Raw genomic sequence first — 13,695 nt, 5'->3', positions numbered from 1 at the left:
TATGAAATCCACCGATACCAAGAAGCCCACAGCAACCAGGAAGCCCAAGGCCAACGGCAATGCCATCATTGCCGTGGTGCTTATCCTGGCCGGCCTGGCCGTACTGCTCTACCCCGTGGTGGCCACGCAGTGGAACAACTACGGCCAGCGCAAGGCCGCAGACGCGTACTCCAAGCTGGAGGCCGCCGCTGCCCCGGAGGTCCTGCACGGCGCATGGGAGGAAGCTCAGCGCTACAACGCTGAGCGCCAGGACGCGCAGCTTGCCGACGCCTGGACCTCCCACGAGGACGAGTCCAGCCCGGAGTACCAGCGCTACCTGCGCTACCTCAGCCAGTTGGCTGAGACCTCCGTCATGGCGCGCATCGTTATCCCCTCCATCGATTCCGATCTGCCCGTCTACCACGGCACGAGCGATGCCGTGCTGGACAAGGGTGTGGGCCACCTCTACGGCACGGATCTCCCGGTGGGCGCTTTGCCTGCCGGGCTCCAACCCGGCCAGCCCGGCGCCGACATCCCCGCTGAGGGCCGCCACGCCGTGCTGACCGCCCACACCGGTTTGCAGACGGCCACGTTGTGGGATGACCTGTCCAAGGTGAAGGAGGGCGACGCCATCTACATCGCGGTCTCCGGCCAGCGCATGAAGTACGAGGTGCACGACATCAGCGTTGTCCTGCCTGAGGAGACCGATCAGCTACGCCGCGTGCCCGGTGAGGACCTCATCACCCTGGTGACCTGCACTCCCTACGGCATCAACACCCACCGCCTGCTGGTCCACGCCCACCGCGTGGCCATGGAGCCTGACGACGCCGACGCCTTCAACAAGCGCGGCCCTCACCTGCAGTGGTGGATGTGGGCCATCCTCGCCGCCGCAGCGCTCATCATCGCCGCACTCATGTGGTGGTGGCGGAGGAACTTCTCCACGGCGAAGGCCCAGAGCAAGGCCAAGGCCAAGGGCAAAGCCCAGCGCAACGCCGAGGACGACTAGCCCCTCCCCTACCCCGGCCCTGAGGTATCCTTGAGTCAACCGTTCAGCCCGCCCGCTCTTCCTTTTGGAAGCGCGGGCGGGCTGCATCTCTTTTAACTGTCCCCTAGTCCTGAGCGCTGAAGCTCTCAATCACCACATCGTCCCCGGTTCCGTCGCCTCGGAGGTAAACACCCCACTCAACAACTCCAGCCGTACCACGCACAGCTTCGTGCGGAGAATTGAATGCCAAGGCAAGACCGACTTCCCCCTTATCCCACCGCGGCGGAACGAAGGTGCCATTTTTCTTTGAGTTGCTCACCACGTCTGGGTTTCGGTCATCAAACACGGTGAGTAAGACTGCACCACGGCTCTTTGCAACCAATGGATCAAGGTCAAAGGGCTCTTTGAGATCCTTTTGTCGCTTAAAAGGGTTCTTGAGGTACCCCGAGTACTCCGATAGGTCAGTAATACGAGGGGTAAGAACTGACTGACCAGACGCGATGCTCTGCATGATGTAGGTGTACTTACGATCAGTACCAGTAATATCGTGTCGATCTTCACGGCGGCTGCGGCGCACCAGTGGGACTGGGAAAGGAATCCCTGGGACCTCAATGGTTTCGGGGTTCTTCGAAAGCACTGGAAGCAAAACCGCAACTTCGCTAAAGTCTGATGCCGCCACGCGAGAATGCTTACCGGTTCCCATTAACCCCTTCAGGTATCGAATATGGGGAGAAATGATGTTCTCTTTGAAGTTTGATCCGTCGTACCACTTCATTGCATCGAGTAACGCTACGAACGAATTGGACGGAAGCGTGCCAGCATAGAAGTCTCGGTAACCAGCGTGAGCAAAGACGCGTCCGGACCGCATGCCTTCGAGGCGGAAGTAGGCCATCTTCGTTGGCTCAGTTTCGAGTGCATGAAGAAGCGGAATGCCAACGTTGCGGAAGTTCTCTGCTAGCTTGCCCCGTTCCTTGCGGTCCGGAATAGAGTTCAATTCCACTACATTTGGCGCCGCTGCACTCGAACGAATGTAGGCATTGAACATTTTGTTCTTGCTTGTCGGTTTGAGATCGGGAAGTGACTGCTGGACAACGGGAGCAATCCGTCTCGGCGTCATGCGTTTTTCATCGTCAAGATCCTGCTGAGCATAAACCTTGGCTCGGTCACGGAACACTTCTTCGTCATGCATGGCGGCCTCAAAAAGTTCGACGAGATCACGGGGTGCATACAATCGCACCAAGTCTTGGTAACCTTTGCGGAACCCAAACCAACGGCCTGTTTGCATCAAGGTATCCGCGCTCCCCGCCCTTCGCCGGAAGTACGAGACAGTCAGGCCTTCGACGGTATATCCACGTGAAAGTTGTGCACCTCCGACCAGGACTTTCCATACGCCACCCGACTCGAAATTGGGACTCTCTTTGCCAACCGTGTCGACCTGAAGAATCGGACTCTTGCCTGCCTGGACTCCAGACATCATTTCCGAGTACGCTTCGCCGATGAACGGCTCGAGGTCTTGGAATGACTCTGGACATGCGTATCCACCGTTAAACCTATCAATCTTCATCACAGGGAGAAGATCTTCCTTAAAGAGCTCTTGCAACGCGGGGATCGTGCGCCGAAGGTTGTAGGCCCGCTTGTGCCATAACTCCTCGAGAACTTGCTTTCCATCACCGTGGATTTCGGTACCAACACCTTCGTGGACGAGCATTGTGTGGTGTTTGAATGTAAGCCCTGGATGCTTTGACTCTCGGAACTCCTTTATAGCGCCTGTAAGCACAAACATGTCCAGTGCTTCTTGTAGTTCATCGACTCGGATAGCATCGAAATCTTCATCTTCTGGGAATTCATCTCGGTCAGCGAGGTCTCTGATGAATGCCTTGCTCTGGGAATTCTCGATGGTGGCCTCATCTGGGTCATCAGCAAAATCCATACGATCGTGGAACCACTTGGCACCTCGGTACGCGGGCGGCTCATTCAGCAATAAAACGTAGTGATGGGGATAGAGATCGGTAGGATCCGAAGGATCGACAAACACATTGGCAAACGGCGTCGCGGTATATCCAATGTATTGTGCACGAGGGCAAGTCCTGAGTAGGTCGGTAATCTGCTCGTTGACCGCAGTTCGTTCCTTCTCCTCCAGCGAAGTTCGCTTTTGGTTCTTGGTATTAATCGAAGCCTGGTCTGACTCATCATCGATGACCAGCATGGGAAGATCCTTCAAGTCTTTGTTAAGACGAGCAGCCCGACGAAGATCAGAATTCAGATTCTTTAGAACGCTGGCGTTTTTCTTCACCACGGCGATTAGACATGGCATGCTGTCCAAATTGTCTGGGTGATGCACGGGCTTCGTCTTGTCTGGGCGTTCGATCTCAATCGCGTTCGTCCCGTTACGGCGATAGTCGCGTACGGAAGTCGTTACGCGCTTAATTCGCGGAAAGCCCTTCTGTCCATAGACAGCCCCATGTGAAAGAAATGCTCCGCCCTTCTCTTCCCAGTCTCGCTCCCATTCCTCGTCGCCATTGAAATATGTCTCGTCTTTACGCTCGCGGGCTGTGAGATCGTCCTCATCAAGTCCGCTGAGAACCGCTTCCCGGCCGCACAGCTCTTTGTCCAAGCGCCGTTGGGTTTGTTCACGCAAGTTATCCATTGTGCCGGCAAGGATGACAATGAAGCGATAGCCGGCGTCAATTGCTTTTGCAGCAACACCCGTGAAGTTCGCAGTCTTACCACTTTGTACGTAGCCAACGACCAAGCCACGAGAAGACAAATAGTGCGGCTTCTTAGGATCTTCAATTCGACGGATGACCTCAGTTGCTTGCTTTCCGACAGTATCAATCGATGCTGCATCCCATCCGTTTCGTCTAAGCACGCGGACATAGTCATCCCAATATTTTGTATTCCCTGTCTGGCGTGCAGGCGTATACCACTCGTCAAAGCTCTCTTCGATGATTACCGTCGGTTCCGGTTCAGGAAGCCGCCCCTCGATCAACTCTGCTTGGGCCTCAAGCCCAAGCTGTTGTAGGACCCATTCTTTCCGCTCTTGAGTCGTTGGCTCAGTATCAGTCTTTGGCTTAATCACTGAGTTATCGCCGTCAATTGCTGCGAGAACAAAGGTCATCAGCGGCTGTATTTCTTCTTCCGACGACTGAGAGATAAATTCGCCGAGCGACTGCTCGTCAAGACTCATCCCCTCCATCAATTCGAGACGCTGCTGCAAGGACGCAAGGAGGCTTAGGTTTGAGGGGTTAAGAACATGTGCAATAGCTTCTTTAATATTGGCATAGTCATTGCCATCGGGGGTAGTTCGGTGGGTGGACACGTATGCTCCTCTCAGCAGTGCAATCCACCACCGCTAAGAGTGATGAACCGCATAAAAAATCAGAATCGAGAACTAAAATACCTGGGAAACCGGACATGGCACCCTACAATTCAATGGTCTCCGAACAGATGAGCGATCCCAGCGAAGAAAATCAACTCTCCTGTTGCTTGATCTGCTCCTCCGCGGCCACCGTCAAAAGTTTTGACCACAACGATGCGTTAGCCTTTGCCTTCGCAGTCTTTTTCGAGGTAGCGATGTCCCCAAAAAGCAGATAGACCAAGGTCTTAACTAAAGGGGCATCATTAAACGTCCCCCTACCAGGATTCAAAAGCTTTCGATAGTCCTTATTCAGCCAAATGACGCTTTGATTAGCATCCACTTCAACAAACTCACCGCTAGGAATGCTCGTCCACACCACGCTTACGGGGTCACTCGTCTTGATAACAGCCTCATCTTCAATCGCCCTTTTGATTGATGGCGCCAAGCCCTGCCCACCTTCCGCGAGGGGATCCGGATTTCCTGAGCGCCGGTTGGAGTTTCTCAGCACTTCAACGGCATCACTGCAAACCTGCTCGAAAGACGCGTCATCGCCGCCCACAACACGCAGACTCTCCATGAAACGGTGGAAATCCTCGGCGAGCCGGACAGAACCCTTTTGAGGACTAATTGTTATGTATTGCCTAATGACTTCGGGCTCGTCAATGACAACTCTCAAGAGTTTGTAGTCTTTTCGAGGCTCCTGGAATCCAAACCATCCCCCCTGCGTAATTAGCCGGTCTGCGATGTAGACATAGAAACCTTGATGCCCTAGATCATCCTTTGACTCAAGTTGGAACTCGTCCAGCTTTGAGCGGTTAGTCCAAATATGCACCGTAAGACCATGCGCGTTCGGGCTTCCTCCAATGCTCAAGCGGCGAGGATAATTTTTGTGCCCTGATTTACGGTAGCCACACGGATTGATTGGAGACACGCTTGGAGTCTCGTGTGGACCATCGCCATCGTAGACTACAAAAATGCGAAGGCTGACTCGCTCCTGTTCAAGAAAACGATGATAGCGAATACCTAAGTGCTTGCGCAGCTTTTCAATAGTAGTGGAAAGGTAAGCGTTAGCTTCAGCTTCGTCGTTTCCTTCGTAGATACCAGAGAGCGCATTCCACACTACGGTTGTCCCGTGCTTGGGACTAACCAATCCACTGCGCAGATTCCATATCGGAGTTAATGCTCTTTCGTTGAGCACGCCAGCAACAAAGCTGTCTTTTTGGAGGCGAATACCCGTGGCGAAATGCCCTTTTACGCGTGAAGCGACGGTGAATGCATCTGCGTTGGCAAAGGATCCCTCTTTGAGCCCCATGCCGTAAATCCCGATGTTGTTGTCGGAGTGTGCTTCGTGACCGCCGAGCCTCAGTACCCTCTCCATTTTTGCGGCGTCCATTCCGAGTCCGTCGTCATGGATATCAATCTGCTCAAGGCGAAAGCCTGCCACTCTAAAGACGATGCAAACGTTCTGTGCATTCGCATCGATGGAGTTATCGACCAACTCGTCTATGCCAGAGCACAAGTCGTGGTTCGCCCCAAGTGCCTGATGAATTGATTCACTCGGAGGAAGTTCGATGGTCTTCGAAATTTCAGAAGAATCTAGTCGTTTCATGTCTTGTAAGTGCTTCTAATCTTCCATCCCGTCCACAATCCGTACCGTTTCCATGGCTACGCGCACAACGCGCCCGATGAGGTCCACGATGTAGCGGGGATTGCCTACTTCATCAGCCCAGTCATTTGGGTCGTTGACAATGCCCGAGGCCTTGTCCTTCTTCACCTGGTAACGGTCAATCAACCACGCCACCGCGGAGCGCGAGCCCAACATGTACTCGTCAGCTTCAGCTGGAATACCAGCGATGGTGACCTGCTTGTTGTAGATCAGCTTGGTCACGTCATTGACGTTCTTGCCTGTCTCCGGGTCCTTGCACTTAGCCCACTTCATCTTGAGAACGCGCCAGGTCTCACGATCAGACTCATCGCCCTTGACCTGAATATCTAACGGCCACGGCTCTATCGTCTCGTAGTTAACGTGCAGGTCCATGAGCTCCGCACCCGCAGCGGCAAACTTATCGAACTCCGCGCGCGAGCTCGGGGTCTCGATATGCGGCAGCATCTTCTTCAAGTCCGCAGCGTACCGAGTGCGGTACTCGGGGTCGTGCAGCTTGCCGTAGACAAAGTGGAAGATGTCATCACCCGTGATGTCTGTGCCCAACGCATCACGGTAGATCTGCTTGATGTCATCAGTGATGTTGTCCACGCGCACGTAGCCATCCACAACTTCACCGATCTGACCGTAGACGCTAGATTCGCCACGTTTGACGACGTCCTCCTCTCCGAACAATCCACCATCTTCCGCCTCGGCGGGTGCCCAGGTGAAGCGGGAGAAGAATTGGCCAGCATTGCTACCCCACATCGCTAGATCGGGAATCAAGTCCGTCGCAATTGCTGAAAATGGCTTAGCACTGCCTGGATTGACTACATAGAAACCAGTATTTCGATGCGATGGGGTCGGGAACATCGACGGCAGCTGATATTGGCGATGGTTGAATTGCTCATCAAAATACACGCGTTGTACACAGAATGGCCGGTATAGACCAGTCCGATACGTGCCCTCCTCGCCAAGTGGACGTCGTCGGTTGAGTTCTGATTCTAGGCTTGAGGACCATTTGCTTCTTGCTGGGTCCACGAGCTGCGGTTCCGCGTGAAATAGTTCGTTTGGGGTTTGGTTTGGCTCTATCTTTTGTAGGGCTTCGGAATACGACTTCCTGAGGCGCACTACCTGACTCTCAAGACTTTCTCTGGAAAATGAGTAAACCCAAGTATCGCGGTTCGTTTGGAGACCAGCGGAAAAACTATCAAAATAGCGTATCGAGTTGCCCTTCTTTTCACTAATGACCGGCCACGTCTCAAACTCCTCTGAGCGCTGGTTGAGCCAGTCGCCTTCCTTGTTCGGGGTGATCTCCTGCCAGTCAATCGATTCGATGGTGGAGGCATCGACAATCTTGAGTTTCTCTTCGGCACTCAGGTAGTCGCCAATATCGCGGTAGTGAAGCTCGAAACCAGACTTGGTCGGGTCCTTGATCCCGAGGGTGATGGTGACATTTGTTCGGCTACCGAAACCGAAAACGTTGCCGCCCTCAGCACGCCGGGTCTCTCCTGCGGTACGTGCATTTCCGCGCAGGTTAAACACGTAGAGGTCGGTGAAGTCCTCGGCCATCGACAAGCGCACGCCGTCGCCAGTGTTGCCGTCGATCCAGCCACCGTTGGAGACAAACGCCACCACGCCCTGGTCACCGATGCGGTCGGTGGCCCAGCGGAAGGCGCGCAGGTAGGAGTCATACAGCGAGTTCTTGTTGGTCGCAGTGGACTTTGCTGCGTAGGTTTCCGCAATGCGCTTATCCAGGCTCGGGTACTTGAGGTTGGCATTGAGGTCATTCGCGGACTTCTGGCCGGAAGAATAAGGCGGGTTGCCAATCACCACGTTGATCGGAGCGTTCTTTTGGCGCTCAATAGTGGCATTGTTTTCCCGGAAGATATTGAGGTCCGGGATATCGCCTTCCTCGTGGATCTGGAAAGTATCGGCCAGAGCGATGTTGCTAAACGGGACGTACTCGGGTGCGGGTGCGCCGTCGCGAAGCGCAGCCTCCTCGCGCAGGGCGTTGAAGGTGGTCTCAATGTTGACGGCAGAAACGTAGTACGCCAGCAGCATGATCTCAGTGGCAAAGAGCTCGCTGGCGTACTTGCGGGCGAGATCTTCCGGCTTGATAATGCCGGACTGGAGAAGGCGCACCGTGAAGGTCGAGGTGCCAGCGAAGGGATCCAAGATGCACACGCCTTCATCGCTCAGCCCCTTGCCAAAGTGCTTGCGGGAGACGCTATCAGCCGCACGCAAGATGAAGTCCACGATTTCCACCGGGGTGTAGACGATACCCAGGGATTCGGCCTGCTTCTTGAAGGCCTTCTGGAAGAAGCGCTCATACAGGTCCTTGATCACCTGCTGCTTACCGGAGGCAGAGCTGACCTCAGAAGCACGGACGCGCACAGACTCGTAGAACTTCTCCAGGGACTCGGTTTCCGTATCCAGGTTGGCCTTGGACAGCGCCGACACCATCTTCTCCATCACCTGGGCCACCGGGTTGTGGGTGATGAAGTCGTGATTCTCAAAGAGAGCGTTGAACACCGGTGCCGTGATGAGGTGCTGCGAGAGCATCGAAATGGCGTCATCTTCCGCGATGCCGTCATTGAGGTTGTTGCGCAGGCCTTCTACGAAGCCCTCAAACTCGGAGCGAAGCTCGGTATCGGCGCCGTCAACGAGCGCGCGGATGCGGGTGATTTGATTCTCCGCAATCTTTGCAACGTCATCAGCCCAGTCCTCCCAGTAGGTGCGGGTGCCCACCTTGTCCACCAACTTGGTGTAGATGGCCTCCTGCCACTGCTGCAGCGAGAACAGGGCGATCTGCTGGGTGATCTTGGTGTTTTCCTCAAGCGCGTCCGTCGAAGGCGAGGTGTCCGCTTCCTGCAGCTTGTCCCGGTTCTTTTCTTCTTGGTCTTTCTCCTCTTGGTTTTTCTCTTCCTGGTTCTGGTCCTTTTGGTTTTTGTCTGGCGGCGTGACCGGAATGGGCTGGATGGGAAGGACTGGCTCCGAATCTCCCCCATTGAGCGCAATGGAGTTGATCTTGGCGTTGAAGCGATCATCGTGGGCACGTAGAGCGTTAAGGATCTGCCAGACCACCTTGAAACGCTGGTTGTCATTGAGTACCTCCGAAGGAGAAACACTCGGCGGCACCGCCACAGGCAGGATGATGTAGCCGTAGTCCTTGCCCTCGGACTTGCGCATCACGCGGCCGACAGACTGGACCACGTCCACCATGGAGTTGCGCGGGTTGAAGAAAATGACGGCATCCAGGGCCGGCACGTCCACGCCCTCGGACAGGCACCGGGCGTTAGTAAGCACTCGAGTCTGGTTTTCCTGCGCCGGGGATTCCAACCAGGACAAGCGCGTGCCGCGCTCCAAGGCGTTCATGCCGCCGTCAACGTGCTGGGCGGCGACGTTGAGATCGACGTTGGTCAGGGAGACATCGTTAAGCACGGCCTTTTCTTTGAGCAGCTCCTGGTGCGTGTGGATGAGCGAGGGGTAGGAGTCCGCGATGAGTTGCGAGGTCTTGATGTCCTTGGCAAAGGCCACCGCGCGCTTCATGGGCTGAGCATTTTCATCGAACCCGCCCTTATGCCCCTGCAGGGCGCCTGAGCGCTTGGCCAAGCCGTTCCACGCGCCGATCATGGCGGATGCAAGAGTGAGGTTGACCTGGTTGTTATCGGTATAGGCCATGGCCTCCGCGGCCACAGACTCATCCACCGTCATGACCAGCACGCGGTAATCCGTGAGCAGGCCCTTATCCACGGCCTCACCGAAGCCGATGCGGTAGAACTCCGGGCCGTAAATGGCTTCATCGTCCATGGAGGCCAACTCAGCAGAATGATCCGCGGCTTTGCCCTTTACGTTCTCGTCATACAGGCGCGGAGTAGCCGTCATGTAGAGGCGCTTGGCCGCCTTGATGTACTCGGCGTCGTGGATGGCCACGAAGTTGCTGCGGTCTTCACCGGCCAGGGTGATACCGGTGGTGCGGTGAGCCTCATCGCAGATGACGAGGTCAAATTCATCGAGCCCCTCCTTCTGTGCTTCGTGTACAGCCGGCAGGGACTGATACGTGGAAAAGACAATGTTCAGGCCCTTGGCGCGCTTACCGGACTCGAAGCGCCGGGCAATGTCCTTGCCGGTGGTGGAGACAGGAACCTCGAGATCGTAGACGGCGATGTCCTCGGCTTTCTTGGAGACCTTGGTATCGGAGCACACCGCGAAGGAGCGCATATCCAAGCGCCCCTGGGCAGTCCATTCCTTGAGAGTCTGCGAGAGCAACGAGATGGAAGGAACAAGGAAGAGGACGCGGGCCTTGCCGCCCTGTTCCTCCGCGACGCGTTCCGCCAGGCGCAGCGCCGTGAAGGTCTTGCCCGTGCCGCAGGCCATGATCAGCTTGCCGCGGTCATGGGTCTTGAATCCCTCAATGGCCTTCTCAATCGCCTCCTGCTGATGTGGTCGCGGCTCAAAGGTCTTGCGCAGCGTGAGATTGATTTGGATTTCGGAACCCGGGAAAGCCACGTCCCAGTCGATGGGAGACTCCCCGAGTGTTGCCATGCCAATGCGGTTGGTGGGGATGATTTGGTTCGCGAGGGCTTCCTCGGCATGAGAGGACCACCGGTCCGTCGTCGAGATGATCAGGCGGCTGCCAAAGTGCTCGCGGCCATTCTCTGTCTCGAAAGAGCGCCCCGAGGCCTCAAAGAATGAATCCAGGTGCGACTTCTGGATGCGGGTGGTGGGCGCATAGAACTTGCACTGAATAGCGGTCCACGTTCCGTCCTCGACGCGGCGGGCAACCAGGTCAATGCCAGTGTCAGCCTTGCCGCCGTTGTAGCGCCAGTCGATCCAGCGGCAGACTTCATCGAATTGCTCAGCAAACGTGGGATCGGTCTTAAAGAAGTTGACCATCAACTTCTCAAATGCGATGCCGTAGTGTGCTTTGGGCTGGTTTTCGCGCAGCTGGTCGAGGACCTCTGAGAACTTGGACATGGGAAATATTTTGCCTGATCCTGCTCGCACAAGAGCGCATTTACCTACCGCAATGCTAAACATGCGAAAAGGCCGTGGTCCGATTTCTCGGATCCACGGCCTTTCCTATCACTCATGCCTCAGCAGGGATAGCCTCTCTGCGCTCAGAGCGGACTGAGCACTCCTTAGCTTTCCTTGCGGCGCATGAGGAAGATACCTGCCACGGCAAGTACCAGAGCAGTCAGCGCTAGCCACAGGACGTTGGCACCGGTGTTAGCCAGCTGGGAGTGCTGACGGGATGCGTTGTTCTGTGCAGAAGGCGACGCAGCCTGCGCGTTGTTGGTGGTCTTCTTCTGCGGCGCAGCATTGCTCGAGGGCTTTGCCTCCTGGGCAGGAGCCTCGGTCGGACGCGGCGCGTCAGGCGCAGTAGTCATGTTCGGAGCACCAGGTGCAGGCTTGCTCGGCTCATCCTTGGTTGCGGGCTTACTGGACCCACCATCGTGGGAAGAGCCGTGTGCAGAGGAGCTCAGCAGCAGACCGCCCAGAACCGGAATGCCTAGCGCAGCAGCAATGATGCCGCCCTTGGAGGAACCATCGCTGGAATCGATCGGGCCCGGGGTGGACGAGGGTGTCTCGGACTCCGAAGGCTCCGGCTCAGAAGAGCCCGGTGCCGGTTCGGTTGAGGTCTCCGTTACCGTCTCCGTCACGGTTTCAGTCACGGTGGTGGGGTCCGGATCAGCCGTCACCGTAATGGTCTCCGGATCCGCGGTGACCGTAGTGGTCTCCGGTTCCTTCGTCACGGTCTCGGTGGTGGTCGTCGGGACTTCCTCAGACTCAGTGACCGTTGCTGTCGTGGTGACAACCGAGGTCTCCGGCTTCGGCTCCACCGTCTTGGTCTCAGTGATGGTCTCCGGTGCGGGCTTCTCAGTCTTAGTCTCGGTGACGTTCTCCGTCACGGTGGCGGTCTCCGCCACTGTCTTAGTTTCTACAACTGTGGTGACCTCCGGCTTGGGCGTCACAGTGGTCGTGACCGGATCCGCGGTCTTAGTAGTGGTGACCACCTCCGGGTCCTTAGTGACCGTGGTGGTCGCAGTCTCAGTGGCCGTCAGCGTAGTCGGCACCGGTTCCGTGACAGTCGTGGTCACCGTCGTCGGCGCCGGCTCAGAGGTGGGCGGAGTCGGCTCATCGGCGTCAACGGTCACCGCGTAGTACGCAGTGGCATGTGCGTCCTCCGGCGGGCGAGCCATGCCGACCTCAGCCTTGAAAGCCTGAACGAAGACGTGGTCCTCTGTGGGGAAGGTGTAATTCGGGTCCTCATTAGCGGCCCGGAACACCTCAGCGGTTACTGCCCTGCCGCACGGATTTGTGTAGCGGACGGTGGTGTAGTCCATCTCACCGGGCTTCACCCAGCTTTCACCGGTGAAGATCTCATCCATACCTTCGTAGCTGCCAATGACTGAAGTGGTGGAATCCCATACAATAGACTGCAGATCATATTGACGGGAAGGGTCCTTGTTGACAGAGACAGCCCCTTCCAGCAGCTGAGGCCTATTGTACTTTGCGTAGTACGGAAGTGAGGCGTAGCGGCGCTGGTTCGTGAGGGCTTGCTCACGAGTTGCGGGATCATTAGTTTCCGTACCCCGAATGTCAGATCCAACAGTGACAAACTGCAGCCACGCGCCAGACGTCGGATTGCCCTTAGTAGTCTCCTCATGGGTCGACTCGTAGACACAGGTACCATCGCCATTGTTCTGGATGAAACGAGTCGTCAGCTTAGGCTCAGGCAGGTTACCAGCAACACGGCCGGACAGAATCGTTGCAGAGCCCTTCAGCTCTGCGCCTTTCTGCACATCGGCCTTGACGGTTGCAGGAATCGTCAGTGTGATGCGCTCAGGAGCGTTGTAAATCTCTTTTCGCGACGGCGATCCGATAGGTGCGTAATCGTCTGCACCCGGGTGAGGCTGGTTGACATAAAAATCCCCCAGCTTTGCGTATTCATCTCCGAGGGTGAATCGCCAGCAGTTGTTACCGTCATAGTCGATGGTGGCGGCCCCAGGAACCAAGTCAATGGTAGGTGCGTTATCGAACGGCGCTTGCGGATCCTGACAGACATCCACGCGGTTCCACCGCTGAATCACGGCATCTGCACCGTTGACGGTATCGAATCCGGTGGTTAGCTCAAATTCATAGTTGAACTTATCCCCAGCCTTGAGAGTCTCTTTCCCCCCCCCGCGCGGTTGGCGCAAGGGCTTTGATCGTCTCTTGGTCGTGGATAACGTTGTTGCGGCCGAGTTCGGCTGCATCTTCGTAGGCACTGCCATAAGCGTAAGTCGAGAGTTGTGCTCCGGCTGTCGGGACGACGGCCAGACTTGACGCTACGAGCAGGGCGCTGGGAAGAGCTGCGTATTTAAGCAGTTTCACAAAGTTCCCCATTCTAGAGAGTGGACAAAAACAGTGCGTCACAGGCAGCAACCCTTCACTTCCTTGACGCAGCTGCTCAGTGGGCCAATCCTTTCCAAGGAGTAACCCTGCCGATAGCATAATCCATCCGTCGCTGTTAACCTACCCCAGAGTAAGTAAACGGAGAATTAAATTCTCACATTTCACGAATCGACCGCGTACAAATCTCAAAATTTGAAAAGTGTAGACTGAGCCATTCTTCTTTTTATCTCATGGTTTTATAATTAACTTCTGGTTGCTGAACTCCTGTATAGATCGCACCGAGCCAGCAAGCACTCCCTTGATTGGCTCTTTTTGGACCGGCGTACCACT

Annotated in this window: 5 protein-coding genes; 1 reads left to right on the top strand and 4 read right to left on the bottom strand. The window is 56.0% G+C overall.

Annotated elements, in window-relative coordinates; all coding sequences use genetic code 11:
* Position 1 precedes the first annotated feature (1 nt).
* Positions 2-985 carry a class C sortase gene (locus Q4E25_RS07330; RefSeq protein ID WP_303155897.1) on the top strand — a complete coding sequence of 328 codons (984 nt, stop codon included), beginning with the start codon at positions 2-4 and terminating at the stop codon, positions 983-985.
* A gap of 103 nt (positions 986-1,088) precedes the next feature.
* Here the strand turns inward: Q4E25_RS07330 and Q4E25_RS07325 are convergent, their stop codons facing one another.
* From Q4E25_RS07325 to Q4E25_RS07310, 4 genes are all read right to left on the bottom strand, one after another.
* Positions 1,089-4,283 carry a Z1 domain-containing protein gene (locus Q4E25_RS07325; RefSeq protein WP_303155894.1) on the bottom strand — a complete coding sequence of 1,065 codons (3,195 nt, stop codon included), beginning with the start codon at positions 4,281-4,283 and terminating at the stop codon, positions 1,089-1,091.
* Positions 4,284-4,434: 151 nt separating this feature from the next.
* Entirely contained in the window at positions 4,435-5,931 is a 1,497-nt protein-coding gene (locus Q4E25_RS07320; RefSeq protein WP_303155892.1) for an ATP-binding protein, read from the bottom strand.
* Positions 5,932-5,946: 15 nt separating this feature from the next.
* On the bottom strand, positions 5,947-10,944 hold the full coding sequence (locus Q4E25_RS07315; protein ID WP_303155890.1) for a DEAD/DEAH box helicase: 4,998 nt from the start codon (positions 10,942-10,944) through the stop codon (positions 5,947-5,949).
* Between the two features lie 164 nt (positions 10,945-11,108).
* Entirely contained in the window at positions 11,109-12,359 is a 1,251-nt protein-coding gene (locus Q4E25_RS07310; protein WP_303155887.1) for an LPXTG cell wall anchor domain-containing protein, read from the bottom strand.
* Between the last annotated feature and the right edge of the window lie 1,336 nt (positions 12,360-13,695).

This window comes from Corynebacterium sp., from assembly GCF_030532325.1.
Classification (GTDB): Bacteria; Actinomycetota; Actinomycetes; order Mycobacteriales; family Mycobacteriaceae; genus Corynebacterium.
The sequence above is the reverse complement of the archived record's forward strand: the minus strand, read 5'-3'. Positions and strand labels throughout refer to the sequence as shown.

What these genes read in the sequence shown, in the direction of transcription:
- Q4E25_RS07330 (WP_303155897.1), top strand. Translation starts at nt 2, where the DNA reads ATGAAATCCACCGATACCAAGAAGCCCACAGCAACCAGGAAGCCCAAG.
- Q4E25_RS07320 (WP_303155892.1), bottom strand. Translation starts at nt 5,931, where the DNA reads ATGAAACGACTAGATTCTTCTGAAATTTCGAAGACCATCGAACTTCCT.
- Q4E25_RS07315 (WP_303155890.1), bottom strand. Translation starts at nt 10,944, where the DNA reads ATGTCCAAGTTCTCAGAGGTCCTCGACCAGCTGCGCGAAAACCAGCCC.
- Q4E25_RS07310 (WP_303155887.1), bottom strand. Translation starts at nt 12,359, where the DNA reads ATGGATGAGATCTTCACCGGTGAAAGCTGGGTGAAGCCCGGTGAGATG.